The 21,599-nt window shown below is 64.7% G+C and carries 26 protein-coding genes; 6 read left to right on the top strand and 20 right to left on the bottom strand.

The window, feature by feature from the left end; genetic code table 11:
• The coding region (locus tag ABC304_RS03745; protein WP_412929026.1) for a hypothetical protein at window positions 1-691 on the top strand (691 nt) is incomplete at its 5' end.
• Between the two features lie 6 nt (window positions 692-697).
• Here the strand turns inward: ABC304_RS03745 and ABC304_RS03740 are convergent.
• The 7 genes from ABC304_RS03740 to ABC304_RS03710 all read right to left on the bottom strand — a co-directional run bounded on the left by ABC304_RS03740 (window position 698) and on the right by ABC304_RS03710 (window position 6,572).
• Window positions 698-1,714 (bottom strand): PDDEXK nuclease domain-containing protein, encoded by a 1,017-nt coding sequence (locus ABC304_RS03740; RefSeq protein ID WP_412929025.1) that lies wholly within the window; start codon window positions 1,712-1,714, stop codon window positions 698-700.
• A gap of 93 nt (window positions 1,715-1,807) precedes the next feature.
• Window positions 1,808-2,305 carry an SOS response-associated peptidase gene (locus tag ABC304_RS03735; RefSeq protein ID WP_412929061.1) on the bottom strand — a complete coding sequence of 166 codons (498 nt, stop codon included), beginning with the start codon at window positions 2,303-2,305 and terminating at the stop codon, window positions 1,808-1,810.
• A gap of 348 nt (window positions 2,306-2,653) precedes the next feature.
• Window positions 2,654-3,049 (bottom strand): arsenate-mycothiol transferase ArsC, encoded by a 396-nt coding sequence (locus ABC304_RS03730; protein WP_412929024.1) that lies wholly within the window; start codon window positions 3,047-3,049, stop codon window positions 2,654-2,656.
• Window positions 3,046-4,434 carry an FAD-dependent oxidoreductase gene (locus ABC304_RS03725; RefSeq protein WP_412929022.1) on the bottom strand — a complete coding sequence of 463 codons (1,389 nt, stop codon included), beginning with the start codon at window positions 4,432-4,434 and terminating at the stop codon, window positions 3,046-3,048. The genes ABC304_RS03730 and ABC304_RS03725 overlap by 4 nt, the downstream gene beginning before the upstream one ends.
• 104 nt (window positions 4,435-4,538) lie before the next feature.
• A complete protein-coding gene (locus tag ABC304_RS03720; protein WP_412929021.1) occupies window positions 4,539-5,192 on the bottom strand; it encodes an arsenate reductase ArsC in 654 nt (217 codons plus the stop codon).
• Entirely contained in the window at window positions 5,189-5,605 is a 417-nt protein-coding gene (locus ABC304_RS03715; protein WP_412929020.1) for an arsenate reductase ArsC, read from the bottom strand. Before ABC304_RS03715 ends, ABC304_RS03720 begins: the two co-directional genes overlap by 4 nt.
• 79 nt (window positions 5,606-5,684) lie before the next feature.
• Window positions 5,685-6,572 (bottom strand): metalloregulator ArsR/SmtB family transcription factor, encoded by an 888-nt coding sequence (locus tag ABC304_RS03710; RefSeq protein WP_412929019.1) that lies wholly within the window; start codon window positions 6,570-6,572, stop codon window positions 5,685-5,687.
• Window positions 6,573-6,605: 33 nt separating this feature from the next.
• On the opposite strand from ABC304_RS03710, the gene ABC304_RS03705 reads away from it, so the two are divergent.
• Window positions 6,606-6,929 carry an ArsR/SmtB family transcription factor gene (locus ABC304_RS03705; RefSeq protein WP_412929018.1) on the top strand — a complete coding sequence of 108 codons (324 nt, stop codon included), beginning with the start codon at window positions 6,606-6,608 and terminating at the stop codon, window positions 6,927-6,929.
• Window positions 6,926-7,891 carry an arsenate reductase ArsC gene (locus tag ABC304_RS03700; RefSeq protein WP_412929017.1) on the top strand — a complete coding sequence of 322 codons (966 nt, stop codon included), beginning with the start codon at window positions 6,926-6,928 and terminating at the stop codon, window positions 7,889-7,891. Before ABC304_RS03705 ends, ABC304_RS03700 begins: the two co-directional genes overlap by 4 nt.
• Here ABC304_RS03700 and ABC304_RS03695 read toward each other — a convergent pair.
• The 7 genes from ABC304_RS03695 to ABC304_RS03665 form a co-directional block, all read right to left on the bottom strand.
• Window positions 7,873-8,574, bottom strand: coding sequence for a winged helix-turn-helix domain-containing protein (locus tag ABC304_RS03695; RefSeq protein ID WP_412929016.1), 702 nt, complete (start codon window positions 8,572-8,574; stop codon window positions 7,873-7,875). The genes ABC304_RS03700 and ABC304_RS03695 overlap by 19 nt on opposite strands.
• Entirely contained in the window at window positions 8,571-9,341 is a 771-nt protein-coding gene (pstB, locus tag ABC304_RS03690) for a phosphate ABC transporter ATP-binding protein PstB (protein WP_459564416.1), read from the bottom strand. The genes ABC304_RS03695 and pstB overlap by 4 nt, the downstream gene beginning before the upstream one ends.
• Window positions 9,342-9,442: 101 nt before the next feature.
• Complete coding sequence (gene pstA, locus ABC304_RS03685) at window positions 9,443-10,354, bottom strand: phosphate ABC transporter permease PstA (protein ID WP_412929015.1); 912 nt, start codon at window positions 10,352-10,354, stop codon at window positions 9,443-9,445.
• A complete protein-coding gene (gene pstC, locus ABC304_RS03680) occupies window positions 10,354-11,310 on the bottom strand; it encodes a phosphate ABC transporter permease subunit PstC (RefSeq protein WP_412929014.1) in 957 nt (318 codons plus the stop codon). The genes pstA and pstC overlap by 1 nt, the downstream gene beginning before the upstream one ends.
• A gap of 35 nt (window positions 11,311-11,345) precedes the next feature.
• The gene (locus tag ABC304_RS03675; RefSeq protein WP_412929013.1) at window positions 11,346-12,311 is read right to left on the bottom strand and encodes a PstS family phosphate ABC transporter substrate-binding protein; all 966 of its coding nucleotides are present in this window, start codon (window positions 12,309-12,311) and stop codon (window positions 11,346-11,348) included.
• 129 nt (window positions 12,312-12,440) lie between these two features.
• Window positions 12,441-12,719, bottom strand: coding sequence for a hypothetical protein (locus tag ABC304_RS03670; RefSeq protein WP_412929012.1), 279 nt, complete (start codon window positions 12,717-12,719; stop codon window positions 12,441-12,443).
• 9 nt (window positions 12,720-12,728) lie between these two features.
• The gene (locus ABC304_RS03665; RefSeq protein WP_412929011.1) at window positions 12,729-13,478 is read right to left on the bottom strand and encodes an aquaporin; all 750 of its coding nucleotides are present in this window, start codon (window positions 13,476-13,478) and stop codon (window positions 12,729-12,731) included.
• 49 nt (window positions 13,479-13,527) lie between these two features.
• Here ABC304_RS03665 and ABC304_RS03660 point away from each other — a divergent pair, with 49 nt between their 5' ends.
• Window positions 13,528-14,202 carry an arsenate reductase/protein-tyrosine-phosphatase family protein gene (locus ABC304_RS03660; RefSeq protein WP_412929010.1) on the top strand — a complete coding sequence of 225 codons (675 nt, stop codon included), beginning with the start codon at window positions 13,528-13,530 and terminating at the stop codon, window positions 14,200-14,202.
• Window positions 14,203-14,221: 19 nt separating this feature from the next.
• On the opposite strand, the gene ABC304_RS03655 is transcribed toward ABC304_RS03660, so the two are convergent.
• The 3 genes from ABC304_RS03655 to ABC304_RS03645 all read right to left on the bottom strand — a co-directional run bounded on the left by ABC304_RS03655 (window position 14,222) and on the right by ABC304_RS03645 (window position 16,947).
• Entirely contained in the window at window positions 14,222-15,055 is an 834-nt protein-coding gene (locus tag ABC304_RS03655) for a sulfite exporter TauE/SafE family protein (protein WP_412929009.1), read from the bottom strand.
• A 69-nt stretch (window positions 15,056-15,124) separates the two neighbouring features.
• Window positions 15,125-15,634 carry a GNAT family N-acetyltransferase gene (locus tag ABC304_RS03650; protein ID WP_412929008.1) on the bottom strand — a complete coding sequence of 170 codons (510 nt, stop codon included), beginning with the start codon at window positions 15,632-15,634 and terminating at the stop codon, window positions 15,125-15,127.
• A complete protein-coding gene (locus ABC304_RS03645) occupies window positions 15,631-16,947 on the bottom strand; it encodes an NAD(P)-binding domain-containing protein (RefSeq protein ID WP_412929006.1) in 1,317 nt (438 codons plus the stop codon). The genes ABC304_RS03650 and ABC304_RS03645 overlap by 4 nt, the downstream gene beginning before the upstream one ends.
• Before the next feature lie 86 nt (window positions 16,948-17,033).
• Between ABC304_RS03645 and ABC304_RS03640 the strand changes: the two genes are divergently transcribed.
• Entirely contained in the window at window positions 17,034-17,384 is a 351-nt protein-coding gene (locus tag ABC304_RS03640; protein WP_412929005.1) for a metalloregulator ArsR/SmtB family transcription factor, read from the top strand.
• Window positions 17,385-17,457: 73 nt separating this feature from the next.
• Here the strand turns inward: ABC304_RS03640 and ABC304_RS03635 are convergent, their stop codons facing one another.
• The 3 genes from ABC304_RS03635 to ABC304_RS03625 are packed head-to-tail and all read right to left on the bottom strand — an operon-like array spanning window position 17,458 to window position 21,127.
• On the bottom strand, window positions 17,458-19,683 hold the full coding sequence (locus ABC304_RS03635) for a tyrosine-type recombinase/integrase (RefSeq protein ID WP_412929004.1): 2,226 nt from the start codon (window positions 19,681-19,683) through the stop codon (window positions 17,458-17,460).
• A gap of 35 nt (window positions 19,684-19,718) precedes the next feature.
• Window positions 19,719-20,846, bottom strand: a complete 1,128-nt coding sequence (locus ABC304_RS03630) for a tyrosine-type recombinase/integrase (RefSeq protein WP_412929003.1) — start codon at window positions 20,844-20,846, stop codon at window positions 19,719-19,721.
• A 23-nt stretch (window positions 20,847-20,869) separates the two neighbouring features.
• Window positions 20,870-21,127 carry an SOS response-associated peptidase family protein gene (locus ABC304_RS03625; protein ID WP_412929001.1) on the bottom strand — a complete coding sequence of 86 codons (258 nt, stop codon included), beginning with the start codon at window positions 21,125-21,127 and terminating at the stop codon, window positions 20,870-20,872.
• A gap of 181 nt (window positions 21,128-21,308) precedes the next feature.
• Between ABC304_RS03625 and ABC304_RS03620 the strand changes: the two genes are divergently transcribed.
• Window positions 21,309-21,590: a metal-sensitive transcriptional regulator gene (locus ABC304_RS03620; protein WP_121149770.1), complete on the top strand. Its 282-nt coding sequence runs from the start codon at window positions 21,309-21,311 to the stop codon at window positions 21,588-21,590.
• Window positions 21,591-21,599 lie beyond the last annotated feature (9 nt).

The raw sequence follows: 21,599 nt of genomic DNA, 5'->3' as shown, positions 1-21,599 counted from the left end.
CCTTGGCGAGAGAAATGAACTCCAAGGACGTCGACAGGCAGCACTCGTTGTCCGAAACGGCGTCGCCAACGGTATAAAACTTCGTACCGGACTCGAAGCCCGACTGACAGGCTTCGACCGGGCCCGACGAAATCTTGAGATGCTTCGGAAAGAGCAGCGCGACACTAGCGCTAGGCCGGATCGCGGCGCGATCGTGCAGGCTCTGAGTACTCGCTATTCTCAGATCCTCCATGAGATCAAGTATCCAAAGGTGGATGAACCGGGCGTTGTTGCTCCCTACCTCAACGACAAGCTCGTTCCACACGTTCGCAGTCAGCACTTCAAGGAAGCCAGTAGTGGCGGGCAGGTTCTTGTGAGTCTCGCCTGGATGCTCGCTGCTTTCGAGACGGCGTACGAGAAGAACGAATCGCACCCGGGCTTTCTCATGATTGACACCCCTCAGAAGAATCTGGGCGGGCTCGCGGACGACGCCGAGTTCGCTGACATCCACTTGGTCGAACGTGTCTACGCTCATATGGAGGGGTGGCTCTCAGGTCCCGGTCGAGGCGCTCAGGTCATAATCGTTGACAACACCCCACCTTCGGCAGCGGACCAAAACGTGGTTGTCCGATACACCCGCGACCCCAACGTTCCCCCATTCGGCCTCATCGACAACGAGATCGGATCGATCGATGCCAGTTTGCCCGAGTAGTAGGGTTTATAAGTTTTCGCTCTGAGCGAGGCGGGTGAGCGTCTCCTCGGTAGGAAGCGCGGCTTGGTCCGAGGGCGATAGCTCGTAACGTGATACGGCCATCGGCTGCGACGTCCCGGCCAGCGCATACCGCACGACAGTCTCGTTCTTGTCGGTGACCAACAGCATGCCGACCGTCGGGCGGTGCATGTCGCGACGGCGAACGCGATCGTCCACCAGTGCGACGTAGAAGCCGAGCTGGCCAGCATCGCGTGGTTCAAATTTGGTGGTCTTGAGCTCGATCACCACGTACCGAAGCTGGTCGATGTGGAAGAACAGTAGGTCGACATAGAAGTCGTCTCCGTCCACCTCTAAGTGGACCTGGCGGCCGACGAAGGCAAAGCCGGCGCCGAGTTCGCGGAGGGTATCGACGATGCGTGCAGTGAGCCTCTCTTCAAGGTCACGCTCGGTGGTGTCGCCACCGATTGCGAGGAAGTCGAGAGTGAACGGGTCCTTTGTGATCTGCTGCGCGAGTTCGGAATCGACCGCCTCGAGCGCAGCAGAGAAGTTGGTCGATGCCACGCCTTCGCGGTCGGCGAGGCGGGTGCCGATCTGGTGCGCGAGTACGGCGCGGCTCCACCCGTTCTGAACGTCTTTAGCGGCGTACCAGTTCCGAGTTTCAATGTCGTCCAGTTTGTCGAGGAGGTCGATGATGTGGCTCCACGGCAATTGTCCAATGGGCTGTTGGACAATTGCGGCCTCGTCCGACCAAGCTTCGGCGAACTTCCGCATATAGAAGAGGTTGGCGCGAGAGAAGCCACGCATCGAGGGGAATTCCGCACGGAGATCGTCGGCGAGCCTAGCCATCACACCGCTCCCCCACGGCTCGACTTTCTGCCGTTGGAGGATGGTGTCGCCGATGTGCCAGTACAGGCTGATGAGTTCGGTGTTGGCTTTCCGTTGTGCTGCGAACCGGGCTTCCCGGACGCGGAGCTTCAGCGCGTCCAGCGTCTGCGCGTAGTTCGAGGGTTCGATCGTTGCCACGATTCCAGCATCCCCTAGTCGCCCGACAGAGAAGTCCAACATGCCGTTGGACTATTCGCGAGAGGTGCGCAGCCGCCGTGAACCACTGGCGGGTCACTCCAGTGGTTCGATGAGGGTGGGGTCGGTGGAGTCGGCGGTGCGGGTGTTGTTGACTTTCCGGTCGACGTCGTGGCTGATGATGGTTCCGGCGATGCGGTCGGATTCGACGGTTAGCAGCTGGATCATGTCTTGCTTGCCAGCGTCGTCCAGTTTGTCCGGGGAGAGGTACTCGTCCCACACGGTTGATTCGAGAAACACCGGCATCCGGTCGTGGATCTCTCCCGACGCGTCGCGTGCGGGGCGGGTGATGATCGATGCGGACACTTGCCACTCGTCTTCGACTTTGCGGGCGGTGTAGATGCCGGCGGCGGCGAGGAGCCCGCCGTCTTGGGAGTGCAGGAAGTGTGGTTGCTTGTTGCCTGCGGTGCCGGTCCATTCGAAGTAACCGCGCATCGGGAACAGTGCTCTCGAGGATGCGAACGCGCCCTTCCAGAGCCCGTTGGTCGCGACGGTCTCAATCCTGGTGTTGAAATTCGGGCTTCTCCGAACTATCGACCGCTGCGGTTTGCCTCGCGCTTCCGCGTCCTGCCGGGCCTATCTCGCCCGGCGGACGGCTGTGGCCGAGAGGCGCTCACTTGAGAACGCCAGGCGTTCGCCGGCCAGCAGGACCATTCCCCGCGGGCTTGTCTGGGTAGCATCTGCGTTATGGACCAGCCCGACGGAGAGTCCGCTATGGCGGGAGCGGGGTCGCGCTGTTCGTGCTGCGGGCGCGGTTACGCGCGAAGCAAGCTGCATTCGTTGGGCGACTCGGGCGCGTTCATCTGTCGTCGATGCGGGCTTTACGTGGCGCTGCGGTTGCGAAGAGACCCGCAGTAGCGACCGGCGCCGTCGGTGAAGGGTTCACGCATCCAGCGCCAGTGCACGAACCTTCTCGAGGACGCCATCGCGGAGGTCTCTGACCCCGTCGATGCCCCAGCTGTTCGGGTCGGGGAACTCCCACTCGACGAGTCGTCTTGTGACCGGTCCGGGCAGGGCGAGTCCGGGTTTCATCGTGACGACGATGTCCGCCGCGGCCAGGTCGGCGGCGGTGACGGGACGCGGAACGGCTGCGCTGGTGTCGATGCCCAACTCTCCGAGGGCCTCGGCCATCACGGGGTTGATGTGTTCCGCGGGTGCGATGCCGCCGCTGGTCGCGTTCGCCCGCCCTGGGGCGATGTGCTCGAGAAGGTGCGCGCCGAGCTGGGAGCGGCCGGCGTTGTGCTGGCAGATGAACAGGACCGTGGGTGGGGTGCTCACGCGAAGACTCCCGCCGCGGTGTGGGTGCGGGACCATGCCTGGGTGGCGACCTGGACGGCATCCCACGGCGATCCGAGCGGCGGCGTGTAGGACAGGTCAAGATCAGAGATCTGCTCGACGGTGAGTCCGGCGAACAGGGCGGTGGCGTAGGTGTCGACGCGTTTCGCGGTCTCGGTGCCCAGCCGACCGACGAGCTGCGCGCCGAGCAGCAGCCCGGACTCGGTGTCGCCGGTGATGCGGATGCTGATCGGCTGCGCGCCCGGGTAGTAACGCTTGTGGTCATCCGCCGCGGTCTGCGTCGTCGCCGGGCTGTAGCCGGCCGCGAGGGCTTCGTGTTCGCGGAGCCCGCTGCGGGCGGCGACGACGTCGAAGACTTTCACGACCTGGGTGCCGACCGATCCAGCGAACCTAGCGGTCCCTCCGAGAGCGTTCTCCCCAGCAACGCGGCCCTGCTTGTGCGCGGTGGTGCCGAGGGGCAGGTAAGTGAGGCCAAGGAGGCGGTGGTGGGTGGTGACCCCATCCCCGGCGGCGAAGACGTGCGGCAGGCCGGTGCGCATCTGCTCGTCGACCACCACCGCCCGCCCCGCGCCGAGGGTCGCGCCGGCCTGCTCGAGCAGGCTGGTGTTGGGGCGGACGCCGACAACTGCGAGGACGAGGTCGGCGGTGTGGGTGACGAGTTGCCCGTCGTGCTCGGCGTGCACGACCAGGCCGGCGGTGGTCTTCTCGACGGCGCGAACGGTGGTGTTGGTGTGGACGGTGACGCCGTGCTCGACCAGTTCGGTGTGCACGATCGACGCGAGTTCAGGGTCGAGGGTGGAGAGGACTTCGGGTCCGCGTTGCAGCTGGGTGACCTGGATGCCGCGGCCGGTGAACCCTTCGGCCATTTCGAGGCCGACGTAGCCGGCGCCGATGATGATCGCCGACTTGGGGTCGCGTTCGGTGAGGTGCCTCTCCAGCGCGAACGTGTCGCCCATGGAGTGGATCACGTGGACCCCATCCTCGGGGGTGAGCTGCTCCAGCCCGGCAATCCCGGCGTAGGCGGGCAGGGCCCCGGTGCCGACGACCAGTTCGTCGTAGGCGATCTGCGACTCGGCGCCGCTGCTGTCGCGGACGGTGAGCTGCTGCCCGGCGACGTCGATGTGGGTGGCGAGGGTGTCCAGTCGCAGTCGCATGCCGGTGGCTTCGAGGTCGGCGTGGGTGCGATGGGCGAGGGACTGCCAGGGCTTCACGTCGCCGGAGAAGAAGTACGGGATTCCGCAGATGGAGTAGTTCGGGTAGGCGTCCGCGACGACCACGGTGACCTCGACAGTGGGGTCCAGTTCGCGGGCGCGGAGAGCGGCGGAGATGCCGGCATCGCTGCCGCCAATGGCGACGATATGAGTCATGAGAGTCTCTCTTTCTTGAAGTGACCCGCACGGACGACTTGTCTTCCGCGCAGCGCAAGAGCAGCTGTGACGGGGCGGGCCGCCACGGCTGCCGCGGAGGCGTTCTACCTCGCTGCGGAAGGGATGAGTTCGGCTAGCAGGTGCTCAACCCGCGATTGAACGTCGTCGCGGACTGCTCGGACTCCGTCAAGGGTGAGGTCGGCGGGGTCCGCGAGTTCCCAATCCAGGTAGCGTTTGCCGGGATAGAGCGGGCATGCGTCGCCGCATCCCATGGTGACAACAGCATCCGCGGCACGGACGACGTCGTCGGTCAGCGGCTTGGGGAACTCCTCGGACACATCGATCCCGAGTTCGGCGAGCACGGTGACGACCGACGGGAGGATGCCAGCCCCCGGCTGCGAGCCGGCGGAGCGCACATGGATGCGATCGCCTGCAAGGTGACGCGTGAGCGCGGCCGCCATCTGCGACCGTCCCGAGTTCTGCACGCACACGTAGAGGACTTCGGGCACTGGCTTCGCGATAAAGCCGCGAGATTGGGCGAGGGCGGTGAGGCGGTCGCGGGAGAACTTCTCCGCCAGCGACGGCAGATGAGTGGACACGGAGGCCGTCCGGGCGAGCGCCGTGTAGGACTCGAAGACGACGCGCTCGACGGTCTCCTCGCTGACCATCCCGCTGAACTGCTGCGCCAACCGCTCCGACGCGCGGTGCAGGACCGAGTCCGGAGACAGCAGAGCATCCTGCCCCCGTGTGCCGGTCATGCGGCACCTCGCGCTGGGAGCAGTTCGTCGACCAGTTCCTGCACCCGGCGGCGGATCTCGTCACGGATCGGGCGCACCGCTTCAATCCCCTGTCCGGCCGGGTCATCGAGCACCCAGTCCTCGTAACGCTTGCCGGGGAAGATCGGACATACGTCTCCGCAGCCCATCGTGATCACCACGTCGGATTCTTTGACCGCGTCGACGGTCAGGATCTTCGGGGTGTTGTTCGCGATGTCGATGCCTTCTTCAGCCATCGCGTCGATCGCCACCGGGTTGATCTGATCCTTCGGAGCAGATCCCGCCGACAACACGTCAATGTCCCCGCCGCCTAGTTCTCGGAGGAACCCCGCAGCCATCTGCGAACGGCCGGCATTGTGCACACAGACGAAAAGGACGGTGGGCTTGTCAGACATGAGTTCTCGCTTTCTGTGACCCTCGAAGCATAGAGGGTCGTCTATGTATGATGCTATAACGGGCGGTGAACGGGAGATGTCAGCGGGCGAGGATGGTCGGAAGCAGGCCACGCACCTGAAGCGTGATCTCGTCCCTGATTGCTCGTACCTCATCGAGCGGTCGACCGACCGGATCGTCGACATCCCAGTCGAGGTAGTTCGTACCGGGATACGTTGCGCAGACGTCACCGCAGCCCATCGTGATCACCACATCCGCGGCACGGACGGCATCATTAGTGAGCGGCTTGGGAAATTCCGCGCCGAGCGGGATGCCGATCTCGTCGAGCGCAGTCACGATCGAGCTGCGGACATCCGCCGACGGTGCAGACCCGGCAGTCCGAACGCGCACGCGATCCCCGGCCAGGTGACGAAGCACAGCCGCGGCGATTTGTGACCGGCCAGCGTTCTGCACGCAGACGAACAGCACGGTGGGAACGTCATGGGGTGCACTCATTCTGACCATGCCTTCAAGGCGGTCCGCTGCGAAAGCCGCGGTCCGCGAAGCGAGGAGCCGAGGATGCGAGGCCCCTCTGAGTAGCTGGTGCGTCTCTGTGACGCACCGCTGGATCGATGCGCGGTCGATGCTGTCGTTAAACCGGACGAGGAGGTTGTCGACGATGCGACCCAGGTCGAACTCATCGCGGCTGGAGGCGGGCTCGTCGGCGAACAGCGCGTCGATGCGGTCGCGGTGGCCGGGAGCTATCGCGTACCACGCCTGGCGCCCGGAGGGTTCGCGGGTCACGATCCCCTCTGTCAGCAATGCCTTCATATGGTGGCTGACAGTCGGCTGCCGCAGTCCGAGCGTGTCAGCGATACGACCGACGAGGACGCGACCGTCTGCGGTGGACAGCATCAGTTGGAGGATCGCTGCCCGGGTCGGGTCCGCCAGCACCGACACGCCGCGAGCGGAGGCGACGTCCGTACTCATAGATGGGAGTCTATCCGCGGGTAGCATTGCTACGTGCCCTCTCCGCTTCCCACCCCAGCAGGCTCAGGATCGAATCCGCCGCTGGAACGTTCAGCGGCGGAGGATCTTGCCCGAACGTTACGCGCTGTCGCGGATCCCACCCGCCTACAGCTGCTCAGTGTGATCCTCGACTCGGGTGACGGGCGTGCCACGGTCACCCAACTCACGGAGGCGCTCGGACTGCGCCAACCGACCGTCACGCACCACGTGCGCATCCTCGTGGAGGACGGTTTGCTGGCGCGGGAACCGGAGGGAAAGTACGTGTGGCTCTCGGTCACGCCCGACCGGCGACCCGCGATCGAGGACCTCCTGCGATGACCTGCGCACCCACCCATCGCATCGGCCGGCCCCTTGACCTCCCGGCGGCACAGACACGAGCCGCCCAGGCCGCAGCGCTCGGCGACACCCTGTCGCTGCGCGTGTTGAGCGCTCTGGCCGCAGGCGTCCCATCCACCGAACTGTCGTCTCTCCTGCACGTCTCGTCCCCACGGATCTCTGCGGCAGTGGCTTCGCTTGAGTCCGTCGGTATCGTGCATACCGACCCCGATGGTGCGCACCTCCTGACCGCCGAGGCGTGGGTGAGGTTCGGTCGGCTGCTGGTGAACGGAGACCCCGCCCTGCCCTCGCCTGCGAGCGAACCGTCGATCACGGCGCTGCCCGTTGCCATCGAAACCGTCGCCCGTGACCTGTCGTATAGATTCAGCTCCACTTTCAGCGCTGAGACAGTCTCGCGGTATGTCGCCGAGAGCTATCTGCTGCTCAGCCATCGTGCCCGGGTGCGCACTCATCTGGCTGCTCTGACCGCCCGCTACGCCGCCGACCGGCTGGACGCTCTTGCCTCCGCGACGGGGCTGACTCTTCGCGGGACACCCGAGGTGCTGTTCGTGTGTGTGCAAAACGCGGGGCGGTCGCAAATTGCTGCCGCGTATCTGCGTCACCTGGCCGGCGGTGCGGTCCATGTCCGAACGGCAGGGTCGGAACCTGCCGCTGCTGTTCACCCGCGCGTCGTCGAAGCCCTCGCTGAGGTGGGGGTCCCACTGTCGGATGAATACCCGAAGCCGCTGACCGACGAGGTTGTTCAGGCTGCGGACTTCGTGGTGACGATGGGCTGCGGCGACGCATGCCCGGTGTACCCCGGTCGGCGGTACATGGACTGGGAGCTGGAGGACCCGCTGACATTGGATGATGCCGGGCTTCGAGTAGTTCGCGATCGCATCCGTGTCCGTGTGGAAGATCTACTGGTCGAGATGGGCCTCGCCGGTCAGCCCGCCAGGCGGTAGCCGACGCCGCGGACTGTTTCGATAATCGCGGTACCACGTGCCCCGGTGACCTGCGCGATCCGTGATCGAAGATGGTTGATCACGACCCGGACCGAGGCGTACGGGTCCACGGAAGACCCTTGATATCCCGCAGCGAGTTCATCGAGCGCCACCATGTGCGGGTGATTCTGCGCGAGCTGTAGCATCACCGCGAACTCCCGCGGGCTTGCCTCGACGGGGGCCCCCGCCCAGTCGATCCGATGACGCGCGGCATCCACCGTCAGATTCCCGATCATGATCGGTCCTGTTGATGCTGCTTTAGCGGGGAGTGCCCGAAAGGTCCGCGCGAGACGCTCCGCGGTGAGCGGCAGATCGACAGTCGAGCGGACGCCCGCACGCAGGGCAGCGCCCACCGCACCGGTGTCGGTAGTCGCTGTCAGCCCGAGGAGCACCGATGATCCGCAGGTCGCGACGGCGACGTCGAGCACATCCCGCAGTTCCTGGCACGGAATGTCGGCGGAGACCACGAGCATCGCCGTTGGATCATGCACGACCTCGGTCAGGGCCGCCAGGATGTCTTGACGTAACACAATCGAGATCCCGAAGCGGTGAAACTCTGCCGCCTGGTCCCGCACCACACGCCCGTCCGGGGCGAGCACCACGACACGGGTAGATCCGACGAGAGGTTCTACGGTGAGGGTCATCCGAACCTGCCACTGATGTAGTCCTCGGTGCGCTGGTCGTTGGGGTTCTCGAAAATCTGTGACGTCGTCGCGTACTCAACGAGCACACCCGTACGGTTGCCTGTCGTCTCGTCCGGGAGTGCGGTGAAGAACGCGGTGCGGTCCGCGACCCGAGCGGCCTGTTGCATGTTGTGGGTGACGATGATGATCGTGTAATCCCGGCGCAGCTCGTGCATCAGATCCTCGATGCGGCTGGTCGCAATGGGGTCCAGCGACGAGCATGGTTCGTCCATGAGGATCACGTCCGGCTTGACCGCGATCGTGCGGGCAATGCATAGACGCTGCTGCTGTCCTCCGGACAGACCGAACGCTGACTGCTTCAGCTTGTCCTTGACCTCGCTCCACAGTGCCGCGCGAGTGAGTGACTCTTCGACGAGGTCGTCCATCGAGTCGACCTTCATTCCCGTGACGCGGGGGCCGTAGGCGATGTTGTCGTAGATAGATTTCGGGAACGGGTTGGGCTTTTGGAAGACCATGCCGATGCGTCGGCGGACCTCGATCGGGTCCACTCCCTTGCCGTAGATGTCTTCGTCTTGAAAGAGCACCTGTCCTTCGACATGGGCGCCGATCACGAGATCGTTCATACGGTTCAGTGACCGCAGCAGCGTGGACTTGCCGCAGCCGGACGGTCCGATCAGCGCCGTAATCTCATTCTTCCCGAAGGCCAGGTTGACCCCGGTTACCGCACGGAAGTCGCCGTAGAACACGTTGACGTCTTCGCAGCGGATGAGTCCGCTCGGAGTCTCGCGCAGAGCCCGCACTTCTGCGGGATGGAAGTTCGGGTGGGGTTCCTCTTGGTTGCTCGTGGTCGTTGTCAGGTCGCTCATGGCTACCACCGTTTCTGAAACTTGTTGCGAATGAAGATGGCCAGGCCGTTCATCAGGAGCAGAACGACGAGCAGGAGAACGCTTGTGGCGGCCGCGAGTTCGTGGAAGCCCTCCTGTGGGCGACCGGTCCAGTTGAAGATCTGGATCGGCAACGTTGTGTACCCGCTCAGGAGCCCGTTCGGATCGAACGTGATGTAGACCAGGGCGCCGAGTACCAACAACGGTGCGGCCTCACCGAGTGCTCGAGAGAGCGCAAGGATGGATCCTGTCGCGATGCCCGGGACAGCTGCGGGCAACGTCTGTCGCCAGGTTGTCTGCCACTCGGTGGCCCCCAACGCCAGCGACCCATCACGGATCTCTCGCGGCACTCCGCGGAGAGCCTCGCGGGTGGAGATGATGATGACCGGCAGGATCAGCAGCGTCAGCGCGAATGCTCCGCCGATGACGATGTTCGTGTCCCCGACGCCGAGGAGTGCGAGGAAGGCGAGAGCGAGCAGGCCGTAAACGATCGAGGGCACGGCTGCGAGGTTTTGCACATTGAGCTCAACCAGCCGGTTGTACCACTTGCGGTTGTCGGCGAACTCCTCGAGATGCACGGCCGCGGCGATACCGATCGGAATGGACAGCACCGCGGTGGTGATGATCACCCAGATCGAACCGAGGATGGCCGGACGGGCACCAGCGCCATCGGGGGTAGAGGCGGGGAAGTTTGTGATCAGATCCATCGTGAGCTTGTTCTGGCCCTCGAGGAAGATCGTGATCAGCAGCGTCACCAGCACACCGAATGCGACAAGCAGCGAAAGCCAGAGCAGAATGAGGAAGATCAGCGCCGACGGGCGCAGCTCCCCGTTGGTCCCTGTCCCCAGGGGTTTCGCGGCAACCAACGGTGGCTTGATGTCGACGGTTCTAACCATCAGTAGGCCTCTCTGAAGCGCCGCACGAAGCGGATGCTGATGAAATTGATGGCCAGCGTGATGACAAACAGCAGCAGCCCCACCGCGAACAAGGTGTTGTACTCCAAGCTCCCCACGCGTGAGTCGCCGAGTGCGGCGTTGGCGATGAAGCCGGTCATCGTCTGTCCCTGCTCGAGCGGGTTGCTGACCATGCGTGCCTGATTGCCTGCAGCGATCGCGACGATCATCGTCTCGCCAACAGCGCGAGAGATGCCCAATACGATGGCTGCGACGATGCCTGATAGGGCGGCGGGGAACACCACACGCAACGTGGTTTGCATCCGGTTGGCTCCGAGCGCGGCGCTGCCCTGGCGCATCGCAGATGGCACGGCGGACATCGCGTCTTCCGAGATGGAAGCGACTGTCGGAATGATCATGACGCCCATCACTAGGCCGGCAGCGAGGACGCTGAACGCACCCGTGGGCAGTTGCAGCCACTCCCGGAACACGGTCGCCTGGACGAACTGCAGCGCGAAAAACCCGTAGACCACGGTGGGTACACCCGCGAGGATCTCGAGCAACGGTTTGAGCACCTTCCGGACGTTCGGCTTCGCATACTCGGAGAGGAGAATGGCCGCCCCCAGGCCGAACGGAACGGCCACGAGAAGCGCGATTCCTGTCGTCCACAGGGTTGCTGTGACCAGCGGCAGCACTCCGAAGGAGGCGTCTGCGAATCGCGGTGCCCACCGTGTTCCGAACAGGAAGTCCCAGAAGGGCACCTCCGCGAAGAACGACAGCGCCGGGATGAACAGCGCGATCAAGATGCCGACGGTCGTCAAGATCGTCGCAATCGCCGCAGTCCGCAGGACCGCCTTGATGATGGCTTCGCCGTGTCGCGGTTTCCCGGCGAAGTGGCTCGGGGGCCGGGAGCCCGAGGTGATTCTCGGGCTCCCGGTCTTCTCGGTGACAGTTGTCATGACGACAGGTCGACTCAGAGGTGAGCGGCGTCCGCTCAGCCGAGCGACGCGAGCTCCTCCTGAGCGGTCGTGACCTGCTCGTCCGTGAGAGGCACGAAGAGGGCCAGTTCGGCGATGTCGAGTGAGTTCTCGACGTAGAAGTCGACGAACGCCTTCACCTGTGCCTTGTCGGTGTACGAGGCGTTGTTGACGTAGATGAACAGCGGCCGGCTGAGCGGCGTGTAGGTGCCGTCCTGGACAGTTTCGGTGCTCGGGGAGACACCGTCGACGGACGCGGCGACGATGACACCCTCGTTCTCTTCGACGTAGCTAAGTCCGAGGAAGCCGATGGCTCCGACGTCGCCGGCGACACCCTGGACAGTGATGTTGTCGTCCTCCGAGGGGCTGTAGTCCGTGCGGATTGCGCCCTCTTCGCCGTTGATAGCGGCGGTGAAGTAGTCGAAGGTTCCGGAGTCGGTGCCGGCGCCGAAGAGGGTGATGGGCTGATCGGGGAAGTTCGGGTCGACCTGGTTCCAGTTCGTGATCTCGCCTTCTGAATCGGGACCCCAGATCGTTGCGAGCTGCTCGACAGTGAGGTCGGTTGCCCAGTCGTTCTCCGGGTTGATGATCACGGAGAGGCCGTCGTTGGCGGCGACGATCTCGGTGAACTCGATTCCCTCGGCCTCACAGGCGGCGATCTCGTCGTCCTCGATGGCGCGTGACGCGTTCGAGATATCCGTCTCACCGGCGCAGAACGACTGGAATCCGCCGCCGGTTCCAGACGTGGCCACCGTGACGTTGACGTCCGGTCCGACCTCCTTGAAGAGATCAGCTGCCGCCGAAGTCAGCGGTTCGACCGTCGATGAGCCGTCAGCGACAACGGGGCCGCTCAGGCCGCTGCTGGAACCGTCCGGGTTGGTGGTTGCCCCGCCGCCGGCGGACTGGCCGCCACACGCGCTGAGTGCGAGTGCAGCAGCGGTGATCGCCGCGAGAGCGGCGAGCTTTGCTGTGGTCTTGTTCACGATGTGCTTTCGTTCAGGCCCGGAGGCCGGTCTGGGATCGCCCGGTGCAGGCGATTCAGATAGACGGGCTTCTATCCGATTCACATAGAAGACGTTCTATATGAACGCAGGGTGAACGCAGCCGCTCCGTCAGCGGTCGAGATGTGCGACAGTTCGCGCCCGCGCGCCGAGATCCGTTAGGCGAAAAAGCCCGTGTCGCTTCTCAACCCACCCGAGGTTTTCCAGTCGCCAAAGGATCTCCCCTGTCATCCGCGGCATCGCAGCGCGATGACGGGGAGACATAGCCGGCTGCTGGGCTATCCACTCCGCCACAATCGCTTCGAGCGCGACTCCTGGCTGCCTTGCGATGATGTCCAGCACCAACATCCGAACGGCGCTTAGATGCCACTTGATCAGTGCGTCGTCCATCGCGCCGGGCTATCCAGCCCTATCGATCGGCGCAGGGTCGGTGAGATTGGGGGCGACGGTCAGGTCGTCCGCCGTGGTGGCAGCGTGCGGGAACAGCAGCACGGCCAGGACGATCCCGATGCCGGCGCCGAGGAGTTGCGCGGCCAGGAACGGGAGGACGGAATCGGGGGCGATGCCGGCGAACGTGTCAGTGAAGACACGGCCGATGGTCACCGCGGGGTTGGCGAACGAGGTGGAGCTGGTGAACCAGTACGCGGCGCCGATGTAGGAGCCGACCGCGGCGGCGATCACCGGGGTGCTGCGGTGCGCGCGGGTCAGGCCGATGATCAGCAGCACCAGCCCCGCGGTCGCCACGATCTCCGCGAGGAATGTAGAGGGGGTGGCCCGGTTCGTGGTGGAGAGCGCGGTAGGGGTAGCGAACATGGCGTTGGCGAGGACGGCGCCGCCGATCGCTCCGACCACCTGGGCCACGACGTAGAGGGCCAGCAGGGTCAGTGGGAGGCCGGTGTGGTGGCGGCGGCCGAGGATGGTGTCGGCGATCGAGACGACGGGGTTGAAGTGGGCGCCGGAGACCGGGCCGAGGAGCAGGATCAGAACGCTCAGGCCTAAGGCGGTGGCGATCGAGTTCTCCAACAGCTGCAACCCCGGGTCCGTGGAAAGTCGGGAGGCGGCGATCCCGGAGCCGACCACGACGGTCACCAGCAGGCCGGTGCCGAGCAGTTCGGCGCCGGTGCGGCGGAGCAGGGTGATCGTGTTCATGGAGTCCTCATCTTGACGAATCGACTATAGCTCAGTCAATATTGAGGCAATGAACGATGAGAGAAATTCTCTGGAGTTGCGGGCCGCGAAGCACGCGGCTCTGGCTGACCCTGCCCGGCTGTGGATGCTGGACCTGCTCACGTTCGGAGACCTGTCTCCCACGGAGCTGCAGTCAGAGCTCGTCGGGATGACCTCGAACCTGCTGGCGCATCACCTGAATGTGCTGGAGCGGGAAGGGATCGTCTCTCGCGGCCGCTCGGAGGGCGACGGGCGGCGGACGTATGTCCGACTCAACCCGGGCGCGCTGCTCGAGCTGGGATCCTTCGCGACGGCAGGGGCGGAGCGTGTCGTGTTCGTCTGCTCCGCCAACTCTGCCCGCTCCCAGCTCGCGCAGTCGCTGTGGAATGACGTGAGCGAGATCCCGGCGATCAGCGCCGGCACGCATCCCGCCGATCGCGTCGCGGCTGGCGCCATCGCAATTGCTGCCCGTCACGGACTGGACCTGGCAGAGGTCGTGCCGCAGCAGGTCGATGGGATCCTGCGAGACACGGATTTCGTGATCACGGTCTGCGATCGCGCGCACGAAGAGTTCCCCGAGCGTGTCTTGCATTGGTCTGTGCCGGATCCGGTTCCCGCCTCCACGGACGATGCGTTCGAGGCCGCGTTCGCGGATCTGGCTTCCCGGGTGACTCGGTTGGCGCCGAGGATGCTCGCCCTGACCTGACCTGCATGGCCAGCAAGAGCTATTTGTGATGCCAGACCTTGATCGATGACAGCAGGAGCAGCAGAACCAGCAGCGGGATGAGCACAACGCTCGGAACGACACCGAGCAGCAGCCCGCCAGCGATGGTTCCCGCGATGGACCCGGCGGTCATGGCGATCAGGAAGCTCTTGTTCTGCCCGAGGACGGCGAAGCTGTTGTCACGGCTGTAGCGGGCGAACGCGACCAGCATGGTCGGCAGGGAGACCAGCAGCGAGAGGCTCCCGGCGATCTTAATGTCGGTGCCGTAGAGGAGCACGATCGTCGGGATCAGCAGTTCCCCTCCGGCAACGCCCATCAAGGCCGCGACGACCCCGATCAGAACGCCGGCGATCACGCCGAGGATGATCCGCGGGATAACGGGGAGGTTCAGAGGTTCGATGGCGAAGAAGTGGGTCACGAACAGCAGGATCGCGATCAGGACGAGCAGGATCGCGATCACCCGGTAGAGGGTATTGGACGCCAGTTTCGTGGCCCAATGCGCGCCGAGCCATGCGCCGATCAAGCTTCCGGCGAGCAGGTTGGCGACGATGTAGAGGTACGGGGAAAGCTCGCCCAAGGGCACGCTGATCAGCCGTGCGGGGATGGCGGTGATCACCACGATCAGGCTCATCGCTTTGTTCATGATGATGGCCGGCAGTGCGGCGAACCCGAAGATGCCGATCAGCAGCGGGAGCCGGAATTCAGCTCCGCCCAGGCCGATCATTCCGCCCAGCACCCCGATGCCCGCGCCGGCGAGGAACACCACCAGGAGCGATCGCTGCCAGGATCTCGCCGGCGGACCGGTGATCTCGAAGGGTGCGGGCGAGGTGGGCATGAGGTTGATTATCGCCCGCATCCGATCGCTCGACTGTTCCGGCTGACGTCCAAATGCACGAACCAGCAGCTAGTTTCCGTTGCGGGTGGAGCGGCGTTCGATCAGGACGGTGTCACGCCAGGTGCCGGCGTGCGGTCCGAGCTGCGAGCGGGCGACGCGTTCTCTTGTGCCGATGGTGCGAAACCCTGCCGTCTCGTGCAGGCGGAGGCTCGCCGTATTCTCCGGGAAGATGCTGGATTGGATCGTCCAGTAGCCGGCGTCGTCGGCCCCTGTGATGAACGCGTCCAGCAGCAACCGCCCGATCCCGCGCCCATGCGCGTCGGGATGCACGTAAACGGAGTGCTCGATCACCCCCTGGTAGGCCGCCCGGGCAGAGACCGGGGACGCGGCAGCCCAACCCACGACGGTCCCGTTCTCGCTCGTGGCGACCAGACGCGCGTCCCTGATTTTGCCAGTGTCGAATTGCTCCCAGGTGGGGGTGGAGGTCTCGAAGGTGGCTTCGCCGCCGGCGATTCCCGCAGCGAAGATCTCCTCGACCTGCGGCCAGTCCGCCACGGTCATCGGCCGGATGCCGGTCATGAGCAGCAGGAACCGCCGCTGCTCAGATCGGTGGAGCAAACCCCTGTCGCCGGAAGGGTGAGCTCGACGTTCGATGCGGAACGCATGTCCCCGTCCAGCCACGCGACCACGGAGCGGACCTGCTCGTAACCGGTGGCGAGCAGGAACGTGGGGGCACGCCCGTAGGACTTCATCCCGACGAGGAAGAACCCGGTCTCTGGGTGGGTGAGTTCACGGAATCCGTGCGGTTCGACCGTGCCGCAGGAGTGCACGTTCGGATCGATCAGCGGCGCCAACCTACGCGGGGCTTCCACGATGTCATCCAGGTCGAGGCGGATCTCGCGAAGCATGTCGAGGTTCGGGCGGAACCCGGTCGCGTTCACCACCACGTCCGTCACGTGCTGCGCCGAGTCACCACGGCGGGCGCCCTGCAGACGGACTCCACCCTCGTCGGCCGCGACTCCGGAGATCTCAAACCCATCGACCAGCTGGACCTCACCCCGGGCGACCAGGCGGTCCACGCGTGAGCCGAGCTGCGCGCGTCCTTCGAGCTTGTCCTCGGGTGAGGAGGAGACCCGGACGGCGGAGGTGTTGCGGATCAGCCAGCTGACCGTGGTCCCTGGCTCGTCGCGTGCCAGGCGGGCGAGGGCGATCAGGGTGTTCGCCGCGGAATGCCCGGCGCCGACCACCGTGGTGTGGCGGCCGGCGAACCGCGCCCGGTCAGCCCCCAGCACGTCAGGAAGCGCGTGCACGATGCTGTCCGTCACCGTGTCCGCGCCGATCGGATCTAGGCCGGAGGAGGCGAGCGGGTTCGGGGTCGTGTAGGTCCCGGACGCGTCGATCACCGCCCGCCCGGTGATGTCCTCGATCGCGCCGTCCGCGTGCTGGAGGCGCAGCAGGAACGGGGTTTGGGCGCGGCCGGCGGTGCGGGTGCGGTCCATCCCCTCACGGGTCACCGCCAGCACGGTCTCGCCGAACCGGATGCGCGACGCGATCTGCTCGAGGCCGGCAAGAGGGAGGAGGTAGTCGTCGACGAGTTGGGCTCCGGTGGGCGCGACGTCCAGGTTGGGCGCAACCCAGTCGGTGGCCTCGAGGAGTCGCTGCGCGGCCGGGTCGATCAGGTGCTGCCACGGGGAGAAGAGTCGGGTGTGGCCCCAGAGCCGGACGGATGCGGCGACCTGGTCGCTGGCTTCGAGAATGAGGAAGTCGATGCCTCGCTCGACGAGGTTCGCGGCCGCTGCGAGACCGATCGGTCCAGCGCCGATGATCACCACGGGCAGCGTCGCGAGACGGTCACTGGTCACGGTGCGGGGAGTCAGATCCAGCAGTGTCACGACGAAACCTCCAGAATATTGATGAGCGTCGATGCCCAGTATCACCACATCTATCGACTGCTGTCAATATCGACTAGCATCGATGCATGGTTACCATGCTTGAGGTCACGGACGTCTCCGCCGTGGCGTGCTGTGCGCCGCTGGTTCGTGAGCCGCTCACCCAATCTGATGCGGAGCAGCTTGCGCAGACGTTAAAGGCTCTGGCTGATCCCGCCCGTCTCCGGTTGCTCTCGATCGTCGCGGCGAGTACGGACCAGGAGGCCTGCGTGTGTGACCTGATCGAACCCGTCGGTCTGTCCCAGCCGACCGTGTCGCATCACCTGAAGGTGCTCACGGAGGCGGGGTTCCTGACTCGATCCAAGCGCGGCACGTGGGCGTATTACCGCCTCGTGCCCGCTGCCCTGGAGCGCGTGACCGGGGTGCTGGCTAGCGCGTAGGTGCGATTGTTTGCCGTGGGCGGCGGTCAACCGGTGATGGGCGCACGCGCTGATGATGACCGACTGGTGCTCATTAAGGGCGTCGGCGTGCCAGTGTGAGGCGGACGATGCGGGTCATTTGAGAGAGCTTGTCGTCGGCGGCGCGGATGCTGATCTCGATCCCTTCCAGTTCGCCGTTCCAACCCATCCGTGTTGCCTCACCTCGTCGTTCCACCAGGTTCGCGCGGATCGACTCGAGCCGCTGTCGCTGAGCCGGGTCGGGCCGGAGCATCGGGCAACGAATGCAGGCGTGCTCGTGTATGCATGGGGTGCCGTAGGCGCGGGAGCATGACCCAAGCTCGACCTTGCGGTTGGCGAAGTGGGCCTGGAATTCCTCCAGTTCTTCGGGGTCGGGTTCTCTGTAATCCTCGACCGGGCGGGTGGCGCGTCGCCGGTCGACGAATTCACGGAAGTGGCGCGCGACGTCTTCATCGAATACAGCGGCGTAGCCCTGCGTCGTTGCGATGTTCAGGTGTCCCATGACCTTGGCCAGGATGTGCACGGGAAGGCCGGTTCGCAGTGCGTCGGTCGCGAAAACGCGCCGAAAGTCGTGGGGTGTCAGCCGACCATGATCGTCGGCGATGCCAGAGACGTCGACGGCGTAGTCGACGAAGGCGCGGATCGCGCTGTGTGAGAACACTCGGCAGGTGCCGTCTGCGTCGCGCCATTGGAACAAGAACGGGAGTGCAGAGCTGAACTCTCGTTCGAGGGCGTCGTAACGGATGGCGAGCGGAACTAGGCCGTTGTCACCGCGGATGCGCTGTCTGATCAGAGCGAGAACGTGCGCGAGCTCTGGCGACACCAGCAGCACCCGCTCTCGGTCCGACTTAGACGGGACGATCTGCAGCATCAGCATCTTCTCCCTCGCGGTCGTCTCGAGAGTGAAGAGCGCTGTCGCTGTGAGCTCGCTCAGTTCTTCTAGTCGGACGCCGGTCTCATGGAGGATGTGGACGGCCGCCCACGCCCAGAAAGACCGCTCCTCCGCCCGTGCTTGCAGCACCGTCTGTCCGGTGACCTGGTGGGTGATCGGAATGCCCGTCAGGTGCATTGATCCACGCGTCTTGATTTCCCTCATGTACGTGGCGCCGTCCAGACGGAACTCGTCGCCAGGAGTCGCCGTCCGCGCAGCTTCGAGGAGTCGGCGGTGGTGATCCCAATCCCGGTCCACGGAGTCCATCAGCCGCGGGATGCCGGGCGTGAGCTGCCGGATTCTCTGATGCTTTGCCGCGACGGTGCGCTGTCTCAGCTTGCTGGAACTCGCGGTGTCCTTCTGGGTTACGAACACCGGCGCAACCCATCTCGCCCAGGACGCGTCATCAGTGGCCAGCTCGGCGATGTCCAGGTAGAGCGCACGGACCATCCAGAGAGTGGTGTGGCCGTTCTTACGTGCAGACAGCGCGTCCGCCTTCCACCACCGTCCTAGCTCGGCGCCTATTCGAAGGTCATTCTGCTCAGGATTGCGCGCACGAATGCGGCCCCAGAAGTTGCGTAGCAGCTCGTTGGCGACCATGCGTAGGGAGCCGTAGTCCAAGACGGTTTCGCGGGTGCGGAGGTAGCGGGTGAACATGTCTGCAACCTCGGGCGGTTCAACGCGATACTGGGCAACGAACCCTGCTGCATCGGGTCGGGCTTTGTGGCCGAGCTGGCGGAGCGGGGGCGCCTCGGCAGGCGCGAAGCCGGTCCTCTTCATGATCTCCCAGGCCTGGCCCGCGCCGCGGCGCAGCGGATTCCGTGCCAGTTCAGCGAAGATCAGCAGATCTTCCACCGTGATCTCGGCGAGATGCTTCCCCGTGGCGACCTGGATGATGAGCACTGCCCGGAGTGCGTCGCGGGGTGCCTCCGGGTCGAACCCCTCCAACGACCACGGCGAGAACCGGTCCAGCCTGATTCGACCGGTGCGGTTGAGGAATGCAGCACTGGGACGCAACGCGTCGACTTTGATCAGCAGGGAGACGGGGAACCCCGGGCCGGTGTACCGCCTCTGCGCGGCAGCAGCCAAGCCAGGAACGATCGCGTGCCATTGGCCCGTGCCCGGGACGTGCTCGGCGCCGCTCGCTTCCCAACGCTCCTGCCAGCTCGCCCCGGGGAATTGCATCATCGCGTCTATGAACAGCTGCGTGATGGGCCGCCAGTCACCGTTGATTTCGGCCGTAAAGGGACGCCGGCCGGTGGATGCCGCGAGGAGGTCCTCCGCTGACAGGTTTGGCCGAGATGGTTGCCGGAACACCGTCAGCGAGCGACCACCCACTGCCGGGACCATGGAATCACTCTGGAAGTTCCTCTCAGCAACCCTCGTCACCATGCGCTGTCTCCCATCAGCTCAGTCAGATCCGCGGAGCTGTATCGCAGCAGTGGTGTCGCGGGAGGGGGCGTCGGCTCCGCGCGCGTTCGCAGGTGCTCCGCGACGCGTGTCAGCACGTCGACGTCGTGTTGACGTATGTATTGCTGGGTCGTTGACAGGTGCGCATGGCCGAGCACCCTTTGAATGTCCGGCAACGACATCGCTTGGTCCTGCGCCATCCGCGCAGCTGCCGTGTGTCGCAGATCATGCAACTTCACTGGTGTCCCCAGCACCGCGCCGAGACGCCGCATTAGAGCACGAGCGGCGTCGTAATTGAGCGGTTTGAACGGGCGCCGTCTTGTCCACCACACGGGCTGACCAGCCGCCAACAGATTCGGCGGTAAAGACTCCTGATAGATCCGCAACCAGACGAACGCTATCGACGAAGCCGGCACCCGCTGGCGTGCTCTTGTGCCCTTCCGAACGACTGTAATCAGTTGAGACCCAGGGTCAACGTCCTCAACGCTCATGCCCAGTAGCTCTGCGGGACGCACCGCGCTCGATAGGTAGAACTCCATCAGCGCGCGGTCCCTGGGGTGTTCCAGGAGTCGAAGCAGTTCCGAGATCTTCTGCTCAGGGAGCGACCGCGGCGCAGTCTCGGGGACCTTCTGCCGCAAGTCGGCACGACGATCCAGCCGGAACGAGGTCTCCGGGTTGTGGTGTGCGGACCGCTTCCCCTGCCGACCCCCGTGTGAAGTAGGGACCGGATTCAGCAGCGGACCCTGCTGTTGACTGATCTGAAACGCGTAGAACGCCGAGACGACCGCCAGATTGTGGTTGATCGTTCTCGCAACGAGCGGCCGCGGGCATAACACCGACGCTTGCCTGCACGCCAGAACGAAGTCGCGAACGACGTCGCGTGAAGCCCGGTCCCAAACCACGCCCTCCAAGGCGAGGAATCGATACCAGCGAAGCAGCCCGTATGCGTACGATCGGCAACTCAATTCGGCATTGCCACGAGCCCAGAAATCGAGCAGAGACGACGTGACCTCGCCTACCGGCTCACCATCGTCGTCGACCAGCACGAAGAACGGCGGCTCATTCCCACCCGTCACCCGACCGAAAAGCCCAGAACCCGACATGCCGGTGAGCTTTACAGACGGGCCTACCTGACGCGAGCAGTAGTCCGGTCAACAGGTCGCTTTGAGTCCTTCATGAACGCGGGGTGGAAGTCCCAGATCGCGGCATCCACTATTCGCTGGAACTCTCCCGTCTCGGCGTTGGCACGCTCTCGCACGATCGGCGTGACCTGGGTGGGTGCGATCGAGTAGCGCGGTGTCCATTCGTGGAAGTCGCCGCCGTCTGCGACGAACTCGCGGATGATCGTGTCCACTTTGGCATTTAGGGCGAATCTCCCGCACATGGAGCCGAATGTACCAGCGGTGTTTACGGCGACAGCCGTGCGCACTCAAGCTGACGCCCTGGGCGTCGTTCGGCGAACGGACGGAACCGCAGCCGGAGACGTTTGCTTTGCGAACGTCGCATAGGAGCGGAATACCAGACACGGGGCTGCGTTGATACCCTAGGGGGGTATGGTATCGGAGATGAACGGTTACGACGCGAGTAAAGACGATCTGCAGCAGCGACTTCGACGTATCGAAGGGCAGGTGCGCGGGATCGCGCGGATGGTTGATGAAGACAAGTACTGCATCGACATCCTCACGCAGGTGTCCGCGGCGACGCGGGCGTTGGAGACGGTTGCGCTGTCTCTGCTGGGCGATCATCTTCGTCACTGTGTCGCGGAGGCCAGCGCTGAAGGCGGCCAAGTCGCGGCTGAGAAAATTCGTGAAGCCAACGACGCGATCGCGCGCTTGGTCCGTTCCTGACAAACCCCA

The organism is Microbacterium jepli (genome assembly GCF_047237905.1).
GTDB lineage: Bacteria > Actinomycetota > Actinomycetes > Actinomycetales > Microbacteriaceae > Microbacterium.
The sequence above is the reverse complement of the archived record's forward strand: the minus strand, read 5'-3'. Positions and strand labels throughout refer to the sequence as shown.

Bases quoted from the DNA above. Each gene is read 5' to 3' on its own strand.
- ABC304_RS03725 (WP_412929022.1), bottom strand. From the start codon at position 4,434: ATGACTCATATCGTCGCCATTGGCGGCAGCGATGCCGGCATCTCCGCC.
- ABC304_RS03720 (WP_412929021.1), bottom strand. From the start codon at position 5,192: ATGACCGGCACACGGGGGCAGGATGCTCTGCTGTCTCCGGACTCGGTC.
- ABC304_RS03715 (WP_412929020.1), bottom strand. From the start codon at position 5,605: ATGTCTGACAAGCCCACCGTCCTTTTCGTCTGTGTGCACAATGCCGGC.
- ABC304_RS03710 (WP_412929019.1), bottom strand. From the start codon at position 6,572: ATGAGTACGGACGTCGCCTCCGCTCGCGGCGTGTCGGTGCTGGCGGAC.
- ABC304_RS03700 (WP_412929017.1), top strand. From the start codon at position 6,926: ATGACCTGCGCACCCACCCATCGCATCGGCCGGCCCCTTGACCTCCCG.
- ABC304_RS03695 (WP_412929016.1), bottom strand. From the start codon at position 8,574: ATGACCCTCACCGTAGAACCTCTCGTCGGATCTACCCGTGTCGTGGTG.
- pstA (WP_412929015.1), bottom strand. From the start codon at position 10,354: ATGGTTAGAACCGTCGACATCAAGCCACCGTTGGTTGCCGCGAAACCC.
- pstC (WP_412929014.1), bottom strand. From the start codon at position 11,310: ATGACAACTGTCACCGAGAAGACCGGGAGCCCGAGAATCACCTCGGGC.
- ABC304_RS03670 (WP_412929012.1), bottom strand. From the start codon at position 12,719: ATGGACGACGCACTGATCAAGTGGCATCTAAGCGCCGTTCGGATGTTG.
- ABC304_RS03665 (WP_412929011.1), bottom strand. From the start codon at position 13,478: ATGAACACGATCACCCTGCTCCGCCGCACCGGCGCCGAACTGCTCGGC.
- ABC304_RS03660 (WP_412929010.1), top strand. From the start codon at position 13,528: ATGAACGATGAGAGAAATTCTCTGGAGTTGCGGGCCGCGAAGCACGCG.
- ABC304_RS03655 (WP_412929009.1), bottom strand. From the start codon at position 15,055: ATGCCCACCTCGCCCGCACCCTTCGAGATCACCGGTCCGCCGGCGAGA.
- ABC304_RS03650 (WP_412929008.1), bottom strand. From the start codon at position 15,634: ATGACCGGCATCCGGCCGATGACCGTGGCGGACTGGCCGCAGGTCGAG.
- ABC304_RS03640 (WP_412929005.1), top strand. From the start codon at position 17,034: ATGGTTACCATGCTTGAGGTCACGGACGTCTCCGCCGTGGCGTGCTGT.
- ABC304_RS03635 (WP_412929004.1), bottom strand. From the start codon at position 19,683: ATGGTCCCGGCAGTGGGTGGTCGCTCGCTGACGGTGTTCCGGCAACCA.
- ABC304_RS03630 (WP_412929003.1), bottom strand. From the start codon at position 20,846: ATGTCGGGTTCTGGGCTTTTCGGTCGGGTGACGGGTGGGAATGAGCCG.
- ABC304_RS03625 (WP_412929001.1), bottom strand. From the start codon at position 21,127: ATGTGCGGGAGATTCGCCCTAAATGCCAAAGTGGACACGATCATCCGC.
- ABC304_RS03620 (WP_121149770.1), top strand. From the start codon at position 21,309: ATGAACGGTTACGACGCGAGTAAAGACGATCTGCAGCAGCGACTTCGA.